Source organism: Flavobacterium galactosi, assembly GCF_048158585.1.
Classification (GTDB): domain Bacteria; phylum Bacteroidota; class Bacteroidia; order Flavobacteriales; family Flavobacteriaceae; genus Flavobacterium; species Flavobacterium galactosi.
Window position 1 is genome coordinate 446,453 of the sequence record NZ_JBLNKV010000002.1, and the last position, 22,064, is coordinate 468,516.

General features: G+C 31.5%; 23 protein-coding genes. 11 read left to right on the plus strand and 12 right to left on the minus strand.

Annotation, left to right across the window (positions count from 1 at the left end):
- Window positions 1-49 precede the first annotated feature (49 nt).
- Both ruvX and ACM55M_RS05985 read right to left on the minus strand, forming a co-directional pair.
- The gene (ruvX, locus tag ACM55M_RS05980; RefSeq protein ID WP_416856670.1) at window positions 50-466 is read right to left on the minus strand and encodes a Holliday junction resolvase RuvX; all 417 of its coding nucleotides are present in this window, start codon (window positions 464-466) and stop codon (window positions 50-52) included.
- Between the two features lie 23 nt (window positions 467-489).
- A complete protein-coding gene (locus ACM55M_RS05985) occupies window positions 490-1,224 on the minus strand; it encodes a class I SAM-dependent methyltransferase (RefSeq protein WP_416856671.1) in 735 nt (244 codons plus the stop codon).
- A 145-nt stretch (window positions 1,225-1,369) separates the two neighbouring features.
- On the opposite strand from ACM55M_RS05985, the gene ACM55M_RS05990 reads away from it, so the two are divergent.
- Genes ACM55M_RS05990 through ACM55M_RS06005 form a run of 4 tightly spaced genes read left to right on the plus strand, consistent with a single transcriptional unit; the run spans window position 1,370 to window position 5,084 of the window.
- Window positions 1,370-2,185 carry a 2,3,4,5-tetrahydropyridine-2,6-dicarboxylate N-succinyltransferase gene (locus ACM55M_RS05990; RefSeq protein WP_416856672.1) on the plus strand — a complete coding sequence of 272 codons (816 nt, stop codon included), beginning with the start codon at window positions 1,370-1,372 and terminating at the stop codon, window positions 2,183-2,185.
- 34 nt (window positions 2,186-2,219) lie between these two features.
- Window positions 2,220-3,200 carry a glycosyltransferase family 2 protein gene (locus ACM55M_RS05995; RefSeq protein ID WP_416856673.1) on the plus strand — a complete coding sequence of 327 codons (981 nt, stop codon included), beginning with the start codon at window positions 2,220-2,222 and terminating at the stop codon, window positions 3,198-3,200.
- Window positions 3,201-3,220: 20 nt separating this feature from the next.
- On the plus strand, window positions 3,221-4,285 hold the full coding sequence (locus ACM55M_RS06000; RefSeq protein ID WP_416856674.1) for a glycosyltransferase family 9 protein: 1,065 nt from the start codon (window positions 3,221-3,223) through the stop codon (window positions 4,283-4,285).
- A 31-nt stretch (window positions 4,286-4,316) separates the two neighbouring features.
- Window positions 4,317-5,084 (plus strand): glycosyltransferase family 2 protein, encoded by a 768-nt coding sequence (locus ACM55M_RS06005; RefSeq protein ID WP_416856675.1) that lies wholly within the window; start codon window positions 4,317-4,319, stop codon window positions 5,082-5,084.
- Window positions 5,085-5,087: 3 nt separating this feature from the next.
- Here the strand turns inward: ACM55M_RS06005 and ACM55M_RS06010 are convergent, their stop codons facing one another.
- The gene (locus tag ACM55M_RS06010; protein WP_416856676.1) at window positions 5,088-5,849 is read right to left on the minus strand and encodes a lipopolysaccharide kinase InaA family protein; all 762 of its coding nucleotides are present in this window, start codon (window positions 5,847-5,849) and stop codon (window positions 5,088-5,090) included.
- 264 nt (window positions 5,850-6,113) lie between these two features.
- Here ACM55M_RS06010 and ACM55M_RS06015 point away from each other — a divergent pair, with 264 nt between their 5' ends.
- On the plus strand, window positions 6,114-7,184 hold the full coding sequence (locus ACM55M_RS06015) for a glycosyltransferase family 4 protein (RefSeq protein ID WP_416856677.1): 1,071 nt from the start codon (window positions 6,114-6,116) through the stop codon (window positions 7,182-7,184).
- A gap of 78 nt (window positions 7,185-7,262) precedes the next feature.
- Here the strand turns inward: ACM55M_RS06015 and ACM55M_RS06020 are convergent, their stop codons facing one another.
- From ACM55M_RS06020 to ACM55M_RS06030, 3 genes are all read right to left on the minus strand, one after another.
- On the minus strand, window positions 7,263-8,084 hold the full coding sequence (locus ACM55M_RS06020) for a polysaccharide deacetylase family protein (RefSeq protein WP_416856678.1): 822 nt from the start codon (window positions 8,082-8,084) through the stop codon (window positions 7,263-7,265).
- 23 nt (window positions 8,085-8,107) lie between these two features.
- A complete protein-coding gene (locus tag ACM55M_RS06025) occupies window positions 8,108-9,220 on the minus strand; it encodes a glycosyltransferase (RefSeq protein ID WP_416856679.1) in 1,113 nt (370 codons plus the stop codon).
- Window positions 9,221-9,313: 93 nt separating this feature from the next.
- On the minus strand, window positions 9,314-10,279 hold the full coding sequence (locus tag ACM55M_RS06030; protein WP_416856680.1) for a WaaS/CpsH family glycosyltransferase: 966 nt from the start codon (window positions 10,277-10,279) through the stop codon (window positions 9,314-9,316).
- 266 nt (window positions 10,280-10,545) lie between these two features.
- On the opposite strand from ACM55M_RS06030, the gene ACM55M_RS06035 reads away from it, so the two are divergent.
- From ACM55M_RS06035 to ACM55M_RS06060, 6 genes are all read left to right on the plus strand, one after another.
- Window positions 10,546-11,406 (plus strand): glycosyltransferase family protein, encoded by an 861-nt coding sequence (locus tag ACM55M_RS06035; protein ID WP_416856681.1) that lies wholly within the window; start codon window positions 10,546-10,548, stop codon window positions 11,404-11,406.
- Window positions 11,407-11,555: 149 nt separating this feature from the next.
- Window positions 11,556-12,122 (plus strand): L-threonylcarbamoyladenylate synthase, encoded by a 567-nt coding sequence (locus tag ACM55M_RS06040; RefSeq protein ID WP_416856682.1) that lies wholly within the window; start codon window positions 11,556-11,558, stop codon window positions 12,120-12,122.
- Between the two features lie 67 nt (window positions 12,123-12,189).
- Complete coding sequence (locus tag ACM55M_RS06045; RefSeq protein ID WP_416856683.1) at window positions 12,190-13,623, plus strand: CCA tRNA nucleotidyltransferase; 1,434 nt, start codon at window positions 12,190-12,192, stop codon at window positions 13,621-13,623.
- A 50-nt stretch (window positions 13,624-13,673) separates the two neighbouring features.
- Complete coding sequence (locus ACM55M_RS06050; protein ID WP_416856684.1) at window positions 13,674-14,696, plus strand: COX15/CtaA family protein; 1,023 nt, start codon at window positions 13,674-13,676, stop codon at window positions 14,694-14,696.
- A gap of 56 nt (window positions 14,697-14,752) precedes the next feature.
- On the plus strand, window positions 14,753-15,526 hold the full coding sequence (locus ACM55M_RS06055) for a CDP-alcohol phosphatidyltransferase family protein (RefSeq protein ID WP_416856685.1): 774 nt from the start codon (window positions 14,753-14,755) through the stop codon (window positions 15,524-15,526).
- A 239-nt stretch (window positions 15,527-15,765) separates the two neighbouring features.
- Window positions 15,766-15,948 (plus strand): CsbD family protein, encoded by a 183-nt coding sequence (locus tag ACM55M_RS06060; RefSeq protein WP_416835302.1) that lies wholly within the window; start codon window positions 15,766-15,768, stop codon window positions 15,946-15,948.
- A 105-nt stretch (window positions 15,949-16,053) separates the two neighbouring features.
- On the opposite strand, the gene ACM55M_RS06065 is transcribed toward ACM55M_RS06060, so the two are convergent.
- From ACM55M_RS06065 to ACM55M_RS06090, 6 genes are all read right to left on the minus strand, one after another.
- Window positions 16,054-16,809, minus strand: coding sequence for a LytR/AlgR family response regulator transcription factor (locus ACM55M_RS06065; RefSeq protein WP_416856686.1), 756 nt, complete (start codon window positions 16,807-16,809; stop codon window positions 16,054-16,056).
- A gap of 62 nt (window positions 16,810-16,871) precedes the next feature.
- Window positions 16,872-17,225 carry a 2TM domain-containing protein gene (locus ACM55M_RS06070; RefSeq protein ID WP_416856687.1) on the minus strand — a complete coding sequence of 118 codons (354 nt, stop codon included), beginning with the start codon at window positions 17,223-17,225 and terminating at the stop codon, window positions 16,872-16,874.
- Between the two features lie 16 nt (window positions 17,226-17,241).
- Entirely contained in the window at window positions 17,242-17,547 is a 306-nt protein-coding gene (locus ACM55M_RS06075; protein ID WP_416856688.1) for a 2TM domain-containing protein, read from the minus strand.
- A gap of 66 nt (window positions 17,548-17,613) precedes the next feature.
- A complete protein-coding gene (locus tag ACM55M_RS06080; RefSeq protein WP_416856689.1) occupies window positions 17,614-18,969 on the minus strand; it encodes a 2TM domain-containing protein in 1,356 nt (451 codons plus the stop codon).
- A gap of 28 nt (window positions 18,970-18,997) precedes the next feature.
- Window positions 18,998-19,618 carry a hypothetical protein gene (locus ACM55M_RS06085; RefSeq protein WP_416856690.1) on the minus strand — a complete coding sequence of 207 codons (621 nt, stop codon included), beginning with the start codon at window positions 19,616-19,618 and terminating at the stop codon, window positions 18,998-19,000.
- A 219-nt stretch (window positions 19,619-19,837) separates the two neighbouring features.
- Window positions 19,838-21,997, minus strand: coding sequence for a TonB-dependent receptor (locus ACM55M_RS06090; protein WP_416856691.1), 2,160 nt, complete (start codon window positions 21,995-21,997; stop codon window positions 19,838-19,840).
- Between the last annotated feature and the right edge of the window lie 67 nt (window positions 21,998-22,064).

A 22,064-nucleotide genomic window follows, 5' to 3' on the forward strand; every position in this document is an offset into this window, starting at 1 on the left:
GAAATCAAGAAAACATTACGGCCGTTTTAACGCCTAAGAAAGAACAATTTTAAAATAATTTTCGCGTCAAATAATCTTGAAGCATTATCGTTGCTGAAATCTCATCAATCAGGGCTTTATTTTGGCGCTGTTTTTTGCTCAGGCCACTGTCAATCATCGTCTGGAAAGCCATTTTAGAAGTAAACCGTTCATCCACCCGAATGACCTTCATATCCGGAAAATGATTCGTGAAATGCGTTACAAATCCTTTAATGATGGAAGCGCTTTCGGAAGGTTCTCCATTCATTTGTTTGGGTTCACCAATAAGCACCGCTTCTACTTTTTCTTTGGCAAAATAATCCTTCAAAAAAGCAATTGCAGTTGCGGATGGAATGGTAGTTAAACCTGAAGCTATGATTTGCATCTCATCGGTAACGGCTATTCCAGTACGTTTTTGACCATAGTCTATGGAGAGTATTCTTGGCATTTGCTTATTTTTTTCAAAGGTAACTATTTTAATTTTCCGATTCTTAGCAACAATGGAAAAGTCACTTTCTTATCATTTTTTTGCCAAGAAATTTTCAACTCATCATAAATCAAGTCCAAAGGATTTTTATTGTTTTTTGAAATATAATGTTGAGTGGCTGACCACGTTTCCAGATATCCGATAAGTTCTTCAAAGGTCCATGTAAAATGATTTACGAAAGGTTCCGCAACAATCTCATCGAATGGAAATGGAATCGTTTTGTAATTTTCATCCAAGTATTTTCGTTCAGCATCCCAATACGGTCCTATTATATTGTGATAAAAATTTCGTAATATTTTATCTGAATCCGAATTTGTGGAAAACAATCCATATCCTAATACCGCAAAGATTCCGTCCGGTTTTAAAATTCTATAGATTTCTTTATAAAACGAATCAAAATCAAACCAATGAACCGCTTGCGCCACAGTTATCAAGTCAAATTCTTGATTTTTAAAAAAGGTGTTTTCAGCAGCGGCTACTTTATAAATTATATTATCTGAAGGAATCGCATTATCCAATTGATTCTGACTGATATCAATGGCATAAACCGTTTCAAAAAACCGAGAAAGTTTCTGTGCCACTTGCCCATTTCCAGTTGCGATATCGAGCGCGATCGATTTTTTTTTGACAAATGAAACCAAATAATCAATCAATTCGTCTGGATATTGCGGTCTAAATTTTGAATATTCAGCAGCTTGTTTGGAGAAATTATCTTTCATGTTTAGAAGTTTTTCATTGATTTATCAAATTTACAACATTTAAAAAACATTAAACACAAAGCAAGTTAAATCTGTAACATTTTCAACTCAATTAGCCTTTTGGCTTTTGGCTAAAAAACATATCTTTGTCAAAAATCTAATTAAAATGAATCCATTACAAACTATTATAGAACAAGCTTGGGAAAACCGCGCTTTGTTACAAGAAACGACTACAACTGATGCTATCAGAGCGGTTATTGAATTACTAGACACCGGAAAATTACGTGTTGCCGAGCCAGTTGGTGAAGGATGGCAAGTAAATGAATGGGTTAAGAAAGCGGTAGTTATGTATTTTCCAATTCAAAAAATGGAAACGTTACATTCCGGTATTTTCGAATATCATGACAAAATGTTGCTAAAAAGAGGCTATGCCGAAAAAGGAATTCGTGTAGTTCCTAATGCAGTAGCACGTTATGGCGCTTACATTTCAAGCGGCGTAATCTTAATGCCAAGTTATGTAAACATTGGTGCTTATGTTGACGAAGGAACGATGGTGGACACTTGGGCAACCGTAGGAAGTTGTGCTCAAATTGGTAAAAACGTACACTTAAGTGGTGGTGTTGGAATTGGTGGCGTATTGGAACCTTTGCAAGCTGCTCCGGTAATTATTGAAGACGGAGCGTTTATTGGTTCTCGTTGTATTGTTGTTGAAGGCGTTCACGTTGGAAAAGAAGCCGTTCTTGGTGCCAATGTTTGTTTGACTGCTTCTACAAAAATCATTGATGTAACAGGAGATACTCCAGTTGAAATGAAAGGATATGTTCCTGCGCGTTCAGTAGTAATTCCTGGAAGTTATACTAAAAAATTCGCTGCTGGTGAGTTCCAAGTGCCTTGCGCTTTAATCATTGGAACCCGCAAAGCTTCAACTGATTTAAAAACATCATTGAACAATGCATTGCGCGAATATGACGTAGCGGTATAATCCGTTTTCGTTAAAAATTTTATAAAAAGACCTATTGGATATTTCAATAATTATTGTCAATTACCGAGGTTGGAAAGCCTTAGACGAATGTTTAGAATCTATCGATTCCATTACTTCAAAAACAATGGCATTCGAAGTTATCCTTGTAGATAATTTTTCTAATGACGGACAATTTCCTGTTTTTAAACAAAAATATTCCAAGTTTACATTTATAGAAAATTCTGGTAATAATGGTTTCTCAAATGGTTGCAACTTTGGTGCAAGCATTGCTACGGGAAACCATTTCCTTTTTTTAAATCCAGATACAAAACTTACTCTTGAAGCCCTGGAAATCCTATTACAAACAGCTGTTTCACATCCTGAAATTGGAATTTTGTCTTGTTTGCAAATAAATGAAAATGATGTTTTTTACAAACAGAATAATTTATTTCCGGCTTTTGGACGCTTTTTCGGAATATCAAGATCTCTTTTTAGAAAACGGAACAAAGCAAAACTGGAGAAACGCTTCAACAACACTGCTGATTTGTTTTACCCAGATTGGGTTACCGGAGCGGTCATTTTTATAAGCCGAGAATGGTTTAGCAAAATTAAAGGTTGGAACGAAGATTACTGGTTGTATTTTGAAGATGTTGCTCTTTGTAAAAAGATTTTTGATACTGGAGGAAAAGTTGCCGTTACCCGAAAAGCAACCATATTTCATCAACATGGTGGTGCATCCCGATTAAACGTAAAGACAAAAGCACTCACAAAAACAGAAGTTATTATTTCTAAACACGTGTACATCAGCAATCAATTTTCAACAGGAATACAACTCTATTTACATAGTGTATTGATTTTAGGAGTACTTAGTGAGAAAATAATCTTGTCGCTTTTAAGCCTATTTTTATTTTTTATTCCAAAATTAAAAGTGAATCGGTTGATGCTTAAAAATTTATCCGTTTATTATTTAAATGCAATACAAAAACAAACTTGGATTAGTCCTCGTGCAATGAATTACTTGAAAACAAAAGCATAATTTTTTCAAATTTACTTCGAATGAAAATACTTGTAATTCAACAAAAAATGATTGGAGATGTTTTAGTAAGCTCCATATTATGCGATAATTTGCGCAAAGCCTATCCAAAAGCGCAAATTGATTATATGGTTTACGAATCTACAATTGCAGTTTTACAAGGAAATACAAGTTTTGATAATTTGATACTTTTCAAGGAAAAGCATCAAAAAAGCAAATGGGACTATTTTAAATTATTGAAGTCCATTCGAGCTGAAAAATATGACATTGTTATTGATGCGTATTCCAAATTAGAAAGCTGGCTCGTCGTATTATTTTCGGGTGCCAAACAAAAAATATCGTATTGGAAAAAAGGGAGAGACTTTCTTTATACGGATACTGTCATTAGAAAAAAAACGACCCATACGAATTTAGGTCTAATAATCGAACAACGATTAGCATTGCTAAATCCTTTACATCTGGATATTGAATTAGAAACATTTCCCAGAATTTATGTTACAAAAGAAGAGAATGATTTTGCTACTTCCCTTTTTGAATCTCACGGTATAGACCACTCTAAAAAAACAATTATGGTCAGCATAATTGGAAGCAGTCCAGTTAAAACCTATCCGCTGGAATACATGTCGCAATTAGTAGATTTCATTGCAAATAAAGAGGATGTAAACATTCTTTTTAATTATTTTCCAAAGCAAATTGAAGATGCAAAAACGATTTACAATGGTTGTAGAGAAAGTACAAAACAAAAAATTTATTTCTCTCTTTTAGGGAAAAATATTCGAGAGTTTATTGCCCTAATGAATAATTGTGACATGATAATTGGTAATGATGGTGGCGCTATAAATATGGCAAAAGCATTAGAAAAACCTTCATTAATTATTTTTTCTCCTTGGATTGATAAAAAAGGTTGGGCTACATTTGAAGATGGAATTAATCATGTTTCGCTACATTTAACAGAGTTCAAACCAAATTTATTTGAAGGTAAAACGGCTAAAATCATAAAAAAAGAAACCATTGCGTTTTACAAAGAGTTTACTCCCGAGTTGATTTTTCCTTCTTTGCATACTTTCTTGGAAACACATTTAGAATAATACTCTATTTTTGTAAAACATCCAAAAATTAATGAAATACAATCACAACACGAATATTTCAGTTTTAATAATTACATTAAACGAAGAGAGTCAAATGAAAGCACTTTTGGCTGATTTGGATTTTGCTGACGAAATTATTGTTGTGGATTCATTCAGCACAGACACTACTGAGGTTATTTGTAAATCATTCGAAAATGTAAAATTCATTCAAAACAAGTTTGAAAATTATTCTTCTCAAAGAAATTTTGCGATTTCACAAGCAAAAAATGATTGGGTTTTATTTCTGGATGCTGACGAACGATTGACTACTGAATTAAAAAAGGAAATTTTATTTACTATAAAAAACAACCTAACATACGCTGCTTTTCTATTCCCCAGAACTTTTATGTTTGAAAATAAAGTATTGCATTTCAGCGGAAATCAAAGTGATAAAATATTTAGGCTTTTCGATAAAAAGGATGCTGAATATACATCAGACAGGCTGATTCACGAGAAATTAAAAGTAGACGGAAAAATTGGAATCCTTAAAAACAAACTCATTCATTTTTCCTATACCAATTATGAGTCCTATAAATCAAAAATAATCCGTTACGGAAAGCTGAAAGCGCAAGAGAAGTTTATAAAGAAACAAAAACCTTCCTATTTACTTCACTTTTTTCATCCAACCTATAATTTTATATACAATTATTTGATCCGTTTGGGCTTTCTTGATGGAAAAAAAGGTGTTCTTATTTGTTATCTGAACGCGTATTGCATTCATATTAGATATCAAGAGCTAGAACAACTTTGGAAAAAATAATTACTATCTCCAAAATAGCAGTTTCTTTTTTCGTTCTATTTTTCTATGAAGTTTCACTTGAAAATCATTAGTATAAAAACACATTTTACTAAAAACTTCATCATATTCTTTATTGTAAAGTTTAGCATATTCATCACTCATTACGGCCAACATTTCTATTTTTGGCGTAAGCCTATGAAAATTTTTCATGCGAGAATCAAAATCCATAATCTCATGAAAATGCATCCGGTTTAAATCTACCAAGAAAAATTCATACTGATTTTGAGAACCTTTTTTAATCAAAGTATTTCCTGGTGAATGGTCTAGAAATTCGATTCCTTTTTCATGTAAATCGAAAGTAAACTTAGTAAACTGTCTCAATATATTTTCATGATCCGGATAATCTGGGTCAAGCACCAATTCTCTAAAAGTCAACTCTGCCTGAAGATGCTCGCTGATATAAAAACTTTCTTGTAATCCTAATAACGTGAAATTTTCATAGTATGCAATAGGTTTTGGAGTTCCTATTCCATTTTCAAGTAATCTGTTGGCATATTCGTACGAACGCCTGGCTTTAGATTTTCTGAAATATTTATAGGCTATCTTATTGATTAAATGTGGAATCTTGAAGGATTTAATATTTATAGTAATTTCCTCTAATTTGAATAATTTAATTACATTTCTTTTACCATCACCGAAAAGAATCCCTGTCGAATTAAATTTGTTAATGTGATTCTTCAGTTCATTTTCTTTAGAAATGAATATAGTATTTATAAATAGTGGCATGAATAATTGGCTAGAGTATTTTTATTAAACAAAAATAGTTAAATGCTTTTTTAATTTTATAAAAAACAGATTTAATAATTAATTTTATAAAAAACAACACCTTATAAATTTAGCAAATAATCCTTTAAAATAAATTAAACCTTTTAGATTTTTCAAAGTCTAAAACAATGAGTGCAATAAAAAAAAACGCCATTATTAAGAGGAATCTATAAACAACATTTACGGTTTATTGCCGTTGTTCTAAAACATCCAAAGTAAATATCTATGATAAAAACTGTTTTACTAGAAACGCATAATCTTAAGAATAAAGCCACTGGCTTAGGAACTTTTAATTATGAGTTAATTAAAGGTTTGCACCAATTAGACTTTAATAATTTGGAATTAACATTAAATACCAAAAATCCAGCACTTCATCAGGCTGAATTTGGTAATAAATTCAACTACAACAAATACAATGATTTATCTCGATGGAGTGTTTTTAGAACGCGAAAAAAACATGACTTATGGCACTCCGTAAATCAGAATACAAAAGTGGAACCGTTTCACGTCAATAAATATTTACTTACCGTACATGATGTAAATTTTGTAGAAGAAATTTCATCTGACATGAATCATAAAGTAAATAAACTTTTTCTTGCAAAATTAGAAAAATCTACAGTAATTACTTACGTTTCGGAATTTGCAAAAAAACAAACACATGAGTATTTTAAAGTTCCAAATGTTCCAGAATATGTAATTCATAATGGAAATCCTATTACAGCCCTACTTGACACATCTAATTTTATGTCAACTATTCCAACAGATAAGCCATTTCTTTATTCTATAGGGGACTTCTTGGAGCGGAAAAACTTCATATCCATAGTGAAAATGATGGTTCACATCACTGATTTCAATTTAATTATTTCCGGAAATAACAATAAATCATATGGGATTGAAATAGCAAAATTCATTATGGAAAACAACTTGCAAAACCGCGTTTTTCTAACTGGAAAAGTAGATGATGTTGCTAAACAATTTTATTTATCAAAATGCCATGCTTTTCTTTTCCCATCTATTCGTGAAGGTTTTGGGCTACCTCCTCTAGAGGCAATGCATTTTGGGAAACCGGTATTCTTATCCAATAAAACTTCCTTACCAGAAATAGGCGGAGAACATGCTTATTATTGGGATAATTTTGATCCTGAACAAATGAAAACAATTTTGATGGATGGTATAAATCATTTCTATAGTAATCAAAACGAAATGCAACTACTTATGAAAGAGAGAGCGGCAAGTTTCAATTGGAAAGTTGCCGCCGCTGACTATTTGAAAGTGTATGAGAAATGTCTTTTTTAAAAAAATTATTTAAAAGAAAAGGGTTTTACTAAAACCCAAGCCAATATTTTTTAAATGGAACCCTAGAAGTTAAGTACTCTAAAATATTTTTTTACGACCAAAAATTACTTTCTTTTTAAAGTCTTTCATGGAATCTGTACCTCTAATATCAATACGTTGGATTTCGTAACTGTTTTTTAAAGGAAAAACATTGATTCTGTTTCCTATTCGAAGCGCATATTTAATACCAGCTTTTTTCAATACATCAAAAAATAGCTTTTGATTAACTCCTTTTTTTCTATAATATCCACCGTAAGTATATGCTATTGCAGGGAAAACATTCAGTTTTTCTCTTTTTACTATTTCGTGACATTGCTGTAGATCTTTTTCAATTTCATCCAAACTTAAATCAGCGTAATTATCATGTTTAAAAGTATGATATCCTAACTCAATATGAGAACCTATTTCTAATAATTGTTGCTTATTCATCAACTTCATATTCTCATTAACATATTGTCCATTCCAGTCCACATCTTGTCCTATTCTACCCAAAACCATAAAGCAAACGGCTTTAAAATTGTATTGTTTTAACAAAGGAAATAGCTCTGTATAATTATCTAAAAAACCATCGTCAAACGTAAGAACAACCGTTTTTGGGGCCAAATTCTGTTTTTTATTTTGTAAATCATCCAGGTCCGACATCCAAAGAGTCGTATAATTATTATTTTTTAAATATTCAAATTGTTCAATTATTTTCTCTTTACTAATTGTAATCTGATCTTCAAAACCATTTATAGAAATAGAATGATATTCTAAAATTCGAACTTTTTTTGAAGGAAAATAAAACAATTTAAATTGGATATTTATAAAAATCAAAAAAACAATTAATAGTAAAAAAAGCATAATTATTATAAAAATCATAGTATCAATATTTTTCAACTTAATTAAATCAAATTAGTATTAATTGCCTCATTCAAAACATCTAAAAATTTTGTACCAATTATTAAACGTGTAGAAGTAGCCATCAAAAATTCAAAGCCATTGTTAGTGAATTTATCTTGCATCATTTTGTCGTTAATTAGAATCTCAACTTTATTAGCAAAATCAATCGAATTTCCCGCTTCTGCTAATAAACCTGTCTCATTATGCATTAAAACTGTTGGAATTCCGCCAGCTTTTGAAGCAACTACTGGAACTTTACAAGCATAACTTTCTAGAATAACCCCGCCTGTTGCTTCCGAATTAGAAGTAAATAAAAACAAGTCAAATTCAGGAAGGCATTTATTAATATCAGTTCTAAAACCCGCAAAGATAATCTCATTCTCTAATCCTTTTGATTTAACATAGTTCTTAATCTCTAATTCTAAAGACCCCTCACCTATTAAAATATATTTTGCTTTGAGCCCTCTCTTGTGCAACTCTTCGACGGTATTTACCCAAGTATAATGATCTTTGACTTTACAAAATGCAGAGATATTTCCAATTATTTTATAATCTAATGGTATATTAAATTCTCTGTGAAGGAATCCATTTTTTTTAACATCAAGAAACCTATCCGTATCAACGACACTTCCAATGACAGTCATGGAATTATGATTTTTTATAGAAGGTTTAAGTATCTCAACCACAGAATCTGATACACATATAATTTTCTTTATACCATTATAATTGTATTTGTATTTTCTAAAAAAATTAGTCCCAATATCTTTAATTAAAGTTCTGCATAAAACTAAAGGAACTTTTAATCCAAAAAAAACAGACGATAAAACACTTATAGTATGTGCTTTACTATTATGCATTATTATTAAATCCGCACCATATTCAACCGCATTTTTTTTGATTTTTTTAGCCAATTTAAGGTCATATTCAGATTTAAAATTGATGGTCTGTACTTGCAATTTCCTTTCAGTGGCAATCCTAAAAATCTCCGAATCAGCTGTACATATAATTAATTGATTTTGAACAAATTTATTATCTCTAAATGATTCGTAAATATCTATTATCATTTGTTCATGACCACGCCAAACTTTTGAAGTTGTAAAATGTATTACTCTCATTTAACATTATTTTAACGGTAAATGTAATCTAAACATTTTATCAAAAAATTAAAAAGTACTTAAAAAGCACTTAAAAATTATAAAATGCTCATTTTATAACGAATTTACTTTAAAAACTTCTGAAATCCAGCTTGTTAATTTATATTTATTACTAATTTCAGGATCAATTTCGACATAGTCCGTTTCAAAAAAATCAAGCGGTATTTCATAATTTTCTTCAGAAATCACAAAAATATTATTCTTATTATAAAAATCATAAGTAACAATATCCTGATTATTAGTGATTAATTTTTTCTTATAACCTAAAGCTTCAAAAACACGAAAACTCAATCCGTATTGGTTTTCCTTTTGAATATCAACCAAAACTAAACTACTAGCTATTAATTTCTTAACCTCACTAATGGGTAAGTATTCATTAATAATTTCTATGTTTTTATGTTCAAATATTTTATCTTTTTTAACTACAAACCGAAAAGAAATGGAATTTTTAGATAGATAATTGGCAACCTTCTCTAAAAAAAGGAATCTTCTATCAAATGAAGAAATATTAAAAACTTTATTTTGAATGTCGTTATTTTGAATGTTATCATCATAAATGTAATTAGTCAAAAATTGAAAATTATATTTTTTAACATCCATTTTATCATAACTATAAACGGTATCAAAAAAAGATAATGTCTTTTTTTGATCTTTAAAGTTTTCTATACCATCAAACAAAAAACAGGTCATTTGAATTGCATTGTCCCTTAATATAAACAAAGCCTTACGCTGCAATTTGTCAGGCCTGATAATTAAAATCTGATCAAATAAATCTCCATTTTCAATTACTTTTTTTATATAATTTGTCTTATTTTTTTCTTTTAAACTGGGAAGACTTATCAATTTTAATAAGAAATTAGAAATTTTATAAAATATATTTTTATAAGAAAAAGGAATAGTATCGATATTAATATAAGTCAAATCAACATTCTGAGCTTCATTAAGCTTAGCGACTAAAAAATCAATGTAACCAAATGAATGTGTCGTTATTATTGCTATCCGTTTAGGCTTTACCATCATATAAATTATTTAGAGCAAATTAATCTTTACAAAAATAGAATCTTAATTAAAAATATAATGTACATAAACGTTTTAAATTCTTTAGATGGGCACTACTTCTTGGAATAGACGCTAAAATATATCAAAAAACACAGAAAAAAAATCCCCTTAATCAGACATATTAATCCAAAAAAAAATTCTCAAATTGAGCCGCATCGCTTTTCTGGAAATAATTAATAAAAAACGTATAGTTTTGCAAACCCAAAATCCTTTAATTTAAAGTTAAAATGAAAATTGCAGCCTGTGTAATATTATACAATCCTAAAGAAAAAGATTTAAATAACATATTAAGCTATTTGCCAAAAGTAGATAAATTGTACATCTATGATAATACTGAAAACAAAAAAACAATAATTCCTTTCGAAAATGATAATAAAATCGTCTATTTTTCTGATTTTGAAAACAAAGGACTGTCCGTTCGATTAAATCAAGCATGCCAAGAAGCACTTTCGGATGGTTTTGAATTTTTAATGACAATGGATCAAGATTCTTCTTTTATCACAGAAAATTTGGACTATTATTTTGATGATATTAAAAATTATTCAAATAAGGCCGCTGTGGGAATCTTTGGTTTAGAATATAGCAGTGAAAATAGAATTGCAAATGCTAAAAATATTATTTCTGCAGAAGTTCATTCTTTAATAACTTCGGGATCCGTAATAAATTTGAATCATTTTAATGCAATAGGAGGATTTGATGAAAATTTATTTATTGACGGTGTTGATTTTGATTATTGTTTTGCGGTACTAAAAAAGGGACTGAAATGTATTCTTTTTAAAAACAATTTTTTAAAACATTCTTTAGGCGTAAAAACAAAAAGAGCTTCCATTAAAACATTCTATTTAATAAAAAAAGAGAAACAGTTACATTCTCCCATACGAATCTATTACATTATTAGAAACATGCTTTATTTAGAAAAAAAATATGGCTTATTGTTTCCTACATTTATTCGGGAAAGAAAAAAAAGATATTCAAGCCAAATATTTTCTAATCTATTGTATCAAAAAAATATTTTTATTTTATTTAAATATAGACTTAAAGCCATTAATGACTTTAAAAAAAATAAAATGGGAAAAATAGAATTCTAATTCTTTAACTGGAACCATTTTGAAAAACTATTTCTCTGTTCAAATCAACATGGAATCTGAAACACATATATTCTAAAAAAAACATTTTTAATTATATCCCCATTTTTTTTAGATCCATATAAATATCTTTACACTATTAAAACAAAAAAATGGATATCAATCAAGAAATACACAATGCTTACGAAGTCATAAAAGAAGGTGGAATAATCTTATATCCTACTGATACCGTTTGGGGAATTGGTTGTGATGCCACAAATCCTGAGGCTGTTGCCAAAATATACAAACTCAAGCAAAGAGCCGAGACCCAAAGCATGATTGTTTTGATGAATGGTGAAAAAATGATGTACAATGTTTTTAAGGATATCCCTGAAGTGGCTTGGCAAATCATGGATTTATCCGAAAATCCAACGACATTAGTCTTAGACAAACCAAGAAATGTGGCTCCTAATTTAATTGCCCCAGATAACACTTTAGGAATTAGAATCGTAAAAGAACCTTTTTGCTTCAAATTAATGGAAAAGATGAAAAAACCATTGGTTTCAACATCGGCAAATATTTCCGGACAGCCTACTCCAAAAAGTTTCAAAGAAATTAGCCCCGAAATTATAAAAGGCGTGGACTATGTTGTAAATTTGCATCGCGAAAAAATTGCCGGTAAACCTTCTACAATTATAAAATTGACGAATGATGCGCAGGTAAAAGTGATTCGGAAATAGTTTGCAGTATTCAGTTTTCAGTTTTCAGTTTAGCAACTTTAGACTATAGACTTTAAACATTTTTAAAATGAGCATCAAAACTTCCTATAAAGAAGCCTTAAATAATAAAATTTTCGAAGTGATTTCTCAAGCTTCCCAAGAACTTAACATTGAAAGTTATGTAATTGGTGGTTTCGTGAGAGATTTGATTTTGAATAGAGATTTCAAAAAAGATATTGATATTGTTGCCGTTGGCAGCGGAATCGAATTGGCTTTGAAAGTTTCCCAATTACTTCCAAAAAAACCAAAAGTTCAGGTTTTCAAAACCTATGGAACAGCGATGTTGCGTTTTGAAGATACCGAAATTGAATTTGTAGGTGCGCGAAAAGAATCCTATAATGTAGATAGTCGCAATCCTGTTGTAGAGAACGGAACGCTAGAGGATGATCAAAACCGTCGTGATTTTACGATAAACGCTTTGGCTTTATCATTGAATGCAAAAAACTTTGGCGAATTATCAGATCCTTTTAATGGCTTGGAAGATTTAAAAAACAAAACGATCAAAACCCCTTTGGATCCGGATATCACTTTTTCTGATGATCCTTTGCGAATGTTAAGAGGAATCCGTTTTGCAAACCAATTGGGTTTTGAAATCGAGGAACGCTCTTTGAACTCTATTACAAAAAATGCTGAACGGATTAAAATCATATCCGGTGAACGTATTGTTGATGAATTGAATAAAATCCTTTCTACAGACAAACCTTCTGTTGGATTTTTGCTATTGTTCAAAACAGGGCTTTTGGACCTCATTCTACCGGAATTAACTGCTTTGAATCAAGTCGAAGAAATTGAAGGGCACACACACAAAAATAATTTCTACCACACCTTAGAAGTCGTTGATAATATTTGTCCAAATACGGATGATGTCTGGTTGCGCTGGGCTGCTTTGTTGCACGACATTGGAAAAGCACCCACCAAGCGTTTCAATAAAAAGCAAGGCTGGACATTTCACGGACATGAATTTCTGGGCGGAAAAATGGCGAAGAAAATCTTTGAACGTTTGCACATGCCTTTGAATCAAAAGATGAAATTTGTCCAAAAAATGGTCATGATGAGTTCGCGACCGATTGTTTTATCGCAAGATACCGTTACCGATTCTGCGGTACGTCGTTTAGTTTTTGACGCCGGTGAAGATGTAGAAAATCTAATGACGCTTTGTGAAGCAGATATCACCACCAAAAACCCAACCAAATTCAAAAAATACCATAATAATTTTGAAATTGTTCGAAAGAAAATTGTGGAAGTAGAGGAACGCGATAATATTCGTAATTTTCAACCTCCAATAACAGGAGAAGAGATTATGGGAATTTTTAACATTAAACCATCCAAAGAAATTGGAATGCTCAAAGAAGCCATCAAAGAAGCCATACTGGAAGGGGAAATCCCGAACGAATATCAAGCTGCTTATAGTTTTATGCTAAAAAGAGCCGAAAAAATAGGGCTGAAGATTAACGCTTGTTGAATTAAGGATTAATTGTTTTTAAAATATCTTTGCAAAAATTAGTTTCAAAAATGAAAAAGGAGAATAAGTCAATTATTATTTGGTTGCTTTCAGGTTGTCTTTTAATATTTATAATGGTTGTTGTTGGCGGAATTACACGTTTGACCAATTCAGGACTTTCCATGACCGACTGGCATTTAGTTACCGATACCTTGCCTCCGCTTTCAGAAGCAAAATGGCAGGAAGCTTTTGAACGATACAAGCAATTTCCCGAATATCAAAAAATAAACATCCATAACGATTTTACTCTTTCTGATTACAAATTCATCTATTTCTGGGAATGGTTTCATCGTTTTACTGGACGAATTCTTGGTTTTGTTTTTATCATCCCGTTTGTTTATTTTTTAATTAAGAAAAAAATTGACCGCGAAACCTTAAAAAAATATGGCATTCTTCTGGGAATGGGTGCATTTCAAGGATTTTTGGGTTGGTTTATGGTAAAAAGTGGTTTGGTAAATAATCCAGATGTAAGTCATTTTAGACTCGCATTGCATTTAACTTTTGCTTTTATCACATTTGCCTATACACTTTGGGTTGCTTTGGATTTACTATATCCTGAAAAGAAAGAAATTGAAAAATCATTACGAACCATTGCCCGTATAGCTCTGGCTTTTTTATTATTGCAAATTATATATGGTGGCTTTGTTGCCGGTTTAAATGCGGGTTTAATTCACAATCACTGGCCTTTAATGAGTGATGGACAATTTATCCATGACAGTGTTTTTCTGGAACAAAAAAACCTACTTTTGAGTTTCACAGAAGGAAAAAGCGGGGTTCAATTTGTACATAGAACATTAGCTTATTTTGTTGTTGGCATGATTGTTTTATTGTACTTTAAAAGCATTAATTTCACTTTAGACAAACCCCAAACTAAAGGAATTAAATTGCTTTTATTATTGGTTTTTGTACAGTTTGGATTGGGTGTTTTAACGTTGTTATATGGCGTTCCTTTGTGGTTGGGACTCTTACATCAAGTGAGTGCATTTTTCTTATTGACGGCAATGACTTTCACATTACACCGCTTATCAAAATAATTTTTTCACTATTTATACCCGACTATATTGTCGCATTTCTTTGTTCATAAACTTAAATGTCTAAACTTGCTGCTCCAGATAAATTTTTAGATTTATCAGATTACGGAAGACCATTCGGGAAATTCTTAGCCAATCAATTAAAGAATACCCGATTTACGCCCATTCATGTTACGCTGCTTTTTGGGCTTTCAGGTCTTATTGCACTTTACTGTATTTTACAAAATCATTACTTTTTAGCAAGTTTCTTCATCATTTTGAAATCGGGAATTGATGCTGCCGATGGAGAACTGGCAAGGATAAAAAACACGCCTTCCTATACCGGAAGATACCTCGACAGTGTATTTGATATCATCTTAAACCTCTTGCTTTTTATGACCATTTGTTATGTTTCAAAAACTACACTTTGGCTTACTATTTTAGCGTTTATCGGCATCCAGTTACAAGGAACTTTATACAATTACTACTATGTAATTTTAAGGAACAAATCTGTTGGAGGAGATGCAACCAGTAAAATTTTCGAATACAAATCCCCCAAAGCTTTGCCTGGAGAAAGTCAAAAATCAGTGGATCTCTTGTTCCGGATTTACACGATTGTTTATGGCACTTTTGACAAAATAATTCACACCCTTGACAAAGAGGCGTACAAGGTAAAAACATTCCCACATTGGTTTATGACGCTACTTTCAATTTACGGATTAGGCTTTCAATTATTGATTATTGCCGTTATGCTGCCATTAAATTTAATAGAATACATCATTCCCTTTTTTATCCTTTACACGTTGTTTATTTTCGCATTAATTGGAATCCGAAAAACAGTTTTTAAGGTATAAAACAACCATAGACATAATCTATTATAAAAATTCAGTTTATTAAACACCAGTAATTTAAATGAAATCACCTCTGTTTTTAATTTAATTAAAAAAGTGTCGTTACTTTATTTCGAAAGCATTCAAAATTCCAAACAATTTACCAAAAATTAAACAACAAATCCTCTTAATTACATAACAGTTTTACGGTTTTCAATTACCAAATTTGTAAAAGAAATAATATCAATTTAAAACTATACATTATGCCAAATTCAAAAGAGATTAAAGGAAACTGGAATGAATTAAAAGGAAAACTTAAACAAAAATTCGCGGAATTGACAGATGACGATGTATTGTTTGAAGAAGGAAAAGAAGATGAAACTTGGGGGAAATTACAACAAAAATTAGGCAAAACTGAAAAAGAAATCAGATCCTTATTTGAATAATTTCAAGAGCTAAAAATCACTAAACTGTTTCAAAAGCCTTCACTTAATATTTTCCTTTTATGGATTTTGTTTGAAGTTTTGAAACAGTTTTTTTTATTACTTTAATTACCCAATCCAGGTTTTAAATTCGGAAACTTTTTCTCTGCTTACTATCACTTCATCCTCTTTGTAAGAAGGCAAAATAACCTTCAAACGAGAATTACTGTACAACACAATTTCTTTAATTGCTTTAAGCGATATAATGAATTTTCGATTGATTCGAAAGAAATCTAGAGGATTTAATTCTTGTTCCAAAAACTCCAACGTATTTTCAATTAAATAATTTCTATTGTCGAAAGTATGAATGTAGGTTCCTTTATTTTCACTAAAAAAACATTCGATTTCATCAGTAGTGATTACTTTCAAATGTTGTCCAATTTTTACTGTAAACCTTTTTTTATGATTTTTTTCAAATGGATTGATCAGCATTCTTTTGATTTGCTCAAAATCCAATTGTACTGTTTCTTGTTTTGGTAAGCGCGTTTTAAATTTAGAAACTGCCACTTCCAAATCGTCCTCGTCGATGGGTTTTAAAAGATAATCAATACTATTTAATTTGAAGGCCCGCAACGCATATTCATCATAAGCCGTCGTGAAAATTATGGCGCTTTTGATAGCTACTTTTTCAAAGATTTCAAAAGACAATCCATCCGATAATTGAATGTCCAAAAAGATCAAATCCGGATGTTTATTTTTAGAAAACCAATCAATAGATTCTTCTACTGAATGCAACATCACCCCTACTTGAATATGTAGCTTTTCAAGTTTTCGTTGTAGCAATCTTGCAGATGGTTTTTCGTCTTCAATTATTATTGTCGTCATTTAATGGTGAATCGTTTATTTGGTTATTTGGTTAACTGAAACATGGGATTGAAAACTCATTTTCACTCCCATTTCTCACTTTTTTCTTTTTCCATTAATTCTTTAATTTTTTTCTCTTCCCACTCAGACCCAAAAAATATATTTCTTCCAAAAACAGATAGTCCATGAGCTGTTAATCCAATTCCCCAAAATAATGCTGTTGAAAAAGTTTCCCAACGCCAGAATATCTCGTTGTCGAGTAAGCTTCGATTAAAACTTGAAATAACAATAAATGCATTAACAATGACATAAACAATTAAATGAACGTAAAAACCTTTGATCCTTTTTACTCTTTTGTATGCTAGATTATAGCGCTCGTCCGGATTATACGCTTCCGTATTATAATCATTTAACATCCTTCTTCTAAATCTTCCCATTTCTTTCAAAATTAAATTATCTCCAAGTCTCCTTGTTCTCTTTTTCCTTATCCATAAACTCTTTAATCTTTTTCTCTTCCCAGTCTTTCCCTATAAATGGCATATAATTAAAAACTTTCATGCCATGAAAAACAACCCCAATTCCCCAGCCTAACATAGGCCAATAAAACCACAAATGTTTGGGAGAAGTGAGTAAATTAATCACTAAAAGTCCAATGTTAACAACAATATAGGCTACTAAATTCCCATAAAAACCTTTAATTTCCTCTACTCTTTTTTTCGCTTTGTAATAACGTTCCTCGTTTTGATTGTTATTTTCCATGATGTTTATATTTAAAATTACTTCAGGTTCAGTCATAAAAATTCCATTTATAACGGAATGCTAATACTATTTCCAAGTTTGTTTATTATCTTCTTTTTGCAAAATCTCTTGAATTTTTCTTTCTTCCCAATTGGTGCTATATCCAAAAACTTTCAAAGCATGCATAAGCAATCCAAATCCCCAGCCTGCAGCCGAAAACCAAAACCATTGAAAATGTGGAGAATAAGTTAGATTAATAAATATTAAAAAAGGAATGACACAACAGTATGAAATTAAGTTTCCATAAAAGCCTTTAAGTTCTTCAACCCGTTTTTTAGCTCGGTAATAAGCACTATTTTCACTGTAATTACTATTCGTTTCCATAACCGAAATTTGTTTGGTTAAAATGGGTATTTTGACCGTAAAGGTTTTTTCATTTTGTTCAATCAATACTTTTCTATTTGTAATAATTCCATAGCGATTGATGATGTTTTGCAATCCTACACCTTGGCGATCTTGCAATACTTCTTTCTTTTGATACTCATTTTGAATAGCAAGGTAATCTCCTTCAATCGTAATGCGAATGTGTAAAGGCCTTTGTTCACTAACCACATTGTGCTTCACCGTATTCTCCAATAAAAGCTGTAAAGAAAGTGGAACCACTTTTGCTTGAGGATTGCTAGTTGTTGTTGGCAATTCATAAAACAAGCTATTTTCAAAACGCATTTTGAGCAGGTTCATATAAGTTTTGGCGAAAGCCAATTCCTCTTCAACTGAAACTAACTCTTTATCTTTTTGTTCTAATACATAGCGATAAATTTTTGACAATGAAGTCGTAAATCGTTGCGCATTCTCTGGATTTTCTTCAATTAAAGAGCTTAAAACATTCAAACTATTAAAAAGAAAATGCGGGTCAATTTGATTCTTTAAACTCTCAAACTTTGCCGAAGCTGTGCCTGCAATTATTTTTTGTTCCGTTACTTCTTTTCTTGAAGCCTGTTTCCAATTCGCCATAAAACTCCGTGCATGCATAAAAGTCGAAACGCCTAAAGAAAGTATGATATAAAATAAGTGGACCCATATCATTCTGTCATTAAAAAACTCAGCAGGATTCATTTTTTGAAAAACCACGAAAGTAATATAATCAATTATTAAAACAACCGGAACCGTATACAACACTGTAGCTATTATTCCAAAATACACTCTTAAATTAGTGTGTTCCAACCAATCCCATTTCTTATTCAGAAGCGAGTTGATTACACCATTACCAAAACCAATCCCAAAAGAATACAATGAACTTACCCAAAAAGTGGTCAACACCGTTTCAAAATCAAAACGGCCTTGGATTAAAGAAAATACAAAAGTAAAAATCAAAGCAATTTTAAGAGAAACAATTGTTCCTTTTTTAAATTCTGTATAGGTATGTATCCTTTGATTTTCCATTTCTTAGTTTAATTTTTTCTAGTAAATTTTATTTGCAGTTTTTCAATGCTTCAGTTGCTCTATCCAATCCCCATTTTGGAGAGAAAGGAGTTTCCGGTTTAAAAGTAGCAAAAAGTCCGATTGATTTTTCAATTTGACCACACAAAGGTTTAGTGTCAATTCCTGTCCATTTGGCCCCTCCTATTTGAAACTCTGCTTTACCAAAAACTACTCTTGGGTTTTCTGGTGCTATTGCTTCTGCTTTGGCATACAATTCCATTGTTTTTCCAGATAATAACATTCCATTCGTCATGGGATCAAAAACAATCCATGCCGTATTAATCATGGCTTGCATCACTAATAATTCTGCATTATTTGGATTTTTACCCATTTCTGTATCCAATGCATTTTGCGCTTTTGTAAGCAACAAATTCATTTTATCTTTATCCTGTGTTCCAAAAGCAGTGCTTGTATTTACCAACGCAACATAATAATTAGGCAGCCAACTCGTTTTTTCTGCTCCTGCAATTCTTTCGAACAAATCCGAAGCTTCAGTGCTTTTTCCTTCCTTCCAAAGTCCGAATGCTTTTCCCATTCCTTGCTCAAATTGCCCTTGAGCTGATAATAAACTGCATATAAATAATGCGATTGCGGTGATAACTTTTGTCATGATTTCTGTTTTTAAAGATGATTACTATTTTGACGATTGAAACTTTTAATTTATACTTCAAAAGTATCTCTGTTTTTATTCCTATTAAATTTATACTTACTGAACTGTTGATTTTAATGGATGAATTGTTATTTAGACGAAAGTCATAAAGTCAAAAGTCATAAAGTTGAAGAAATATACGTTTACGGGGACATTATAACTTTGACTTTATGACTCCTTTTAAAGATTCTTCAATTGGTTTTCTTTTTTATCATTGCTAATGGTCCAAAAGAATCCCAGAAAGAAAAACCTATCTGCAGTTGGCGTAATGGCCACCCTATTATAAACTCCGGCTGTATTTGGATTTTTCGCATAATCATAACCATACACATTTTGGCTTCCTAAAATATTAGAGACAGAGAAATACAAAATCTTTTGCGAAGTCAATAAATACGCCCAGTTGAAACTCAAACTGTTATAAGATTTTGTTTTTCCGTTCATGAATTTCGTTTCATTTGGGTTGTTATACGGTCGCCCGGAACTGTATAAATTTGTGAATCCAATTTGTGATTTCCAATCGTTTATCCAATATTTAGTAACAATCGACAAACTATGATCGGCAACAAAATTAGGAGTAACCTGGGCACTAAAATTTTTATAATCTCGCTCCGTATCGATGTACGAATACGAAACCCAATATTCTAAGTTTTTAATCGATTTCCCGTCTCTCCAAAATAAATCTAATCCTTTAGCATAACCAGAACCATTGTTATTAAACATCGAATTGTATTGTATTGATGGCGTATCATATTTCACCAAATTACTGTAATCTTTATAATAGGCTTCTGCTCTGAAGGTTTTTCCATTTTTATTGTATTGATAATTCAAAATATAATGTAATGCTTTCTCACTTTCGAATTGATGGAACTTAGAATATTTGATATAGTCCACATTTGGCGTTTGTGAAAAATCTCCATAAGCTAATGAAAGCTGACTATTTTTAGCCATTTTGTAAGCCAATGAAACTCTGGGAGAAAGAGCAGTTTCATTTAGTAAATCATTGTATGAAGCTCTCAATCCAGCTTTTGCAGCAAACTTTTTGGAGAAAAAAACATCCGCTTCGGTGTAAACTGCTCCGATATTTGAATTATAGCCATTCGTATTTGTAGTTCCTAAATTCTCTTTGAAATCCTCATTGAATTTGGTAATAAAATAATCTGCCCCAAAAGACAATTTCACTCTTTCAGAAAAACGTTGTGTTAATTTTAATTTCAAATGGGCGGCGTTTTCATCATTTGCAACAGCATCTGAATCCAATTTTATTTTATTTTTACTGTAACCATAACTCAAACCTGAAGTAATTTGCCAATTGTTGCCAAAACCGCCTTTATAGGAAGAATTAAAATAAAAATTAGTGTTGTTTAAATCAACTCTGATCTTCTGTGCTGAATTGATATTTTCCTGATTGATGTCGAATTTAGAAGAATCAAAAGCAGCGTATAATTTCAAAATCCCGTTATTGAAATTATAGCGGTATACCGTTTCTCCAGACAAAGATTGATAGGGACTATTCCAATCTACATTTTGCTTGATTGCAGCTTGGTAAGGCGCCAAATTGATATACGCGGTATTCACACTCAAAGAACTTTTTTTCCATTTTTGAGTATTCCCAACTCCTAAACCAACAGTCATTAACGAAATTTCGGTTTTGTTTTGGTCGGGTTCATCCTGCGTGTTCAATAACAAAACACTGGATAGGGCCTCCCCATATTCAGCAGAATAACCACCTGTGGAAAATGATATTCCATTAAAAAGAAATGGCGAAAATCGACCGCGTGTAGGTAAATTTTGAGCAGAAGCGCCGTAAGGTTGCGCTACGCGAATCCCATCTACAAAAGTTTGCGTTTCATTTGCCTCGCCGCCACGAACAAATAATCGTCCGTCCTCACCCACATTTTGCGTTCCGGGTAACGTTTGCAAAGCGGCAATAATATTCCCTGCCGAACCTGCCGTAGTTACAATATCCAGTGGTTTCAACACTGAAACTCTTGCCTTGTCGCCTGCTTCTAAATTCCCTGCGGTAATTATTACAGCATCCAATGCATTGACATTGTCTCTTAGTTTTATAGTTTTATTTTTAAAATTTGAAACATCGATTATCATTTTTGTAGTTTCATACACTAAGAAACTCACCACCAAAGTTTGATTCCCTGTTGTAGTAGTTGTAAAAGTGAAATCACCCGTTTCAGTACTGGAAGTACCGTCATACGTTCCTTCGATAAAGACATTGGCTCCCACTATTGGATTTCCTTTCTCATCGACTACTTTCCCGGAAAGCGTTGTCTGTGAAAATAGCGTTATCGAGCACAATAAAATAGTCAGCGTATAAATAATCTTCATGATATTCTTTTTTGATTAGGCAAATATATTTCGGGAATTAGACTTAAAAAACAATAAGTAACTGAAC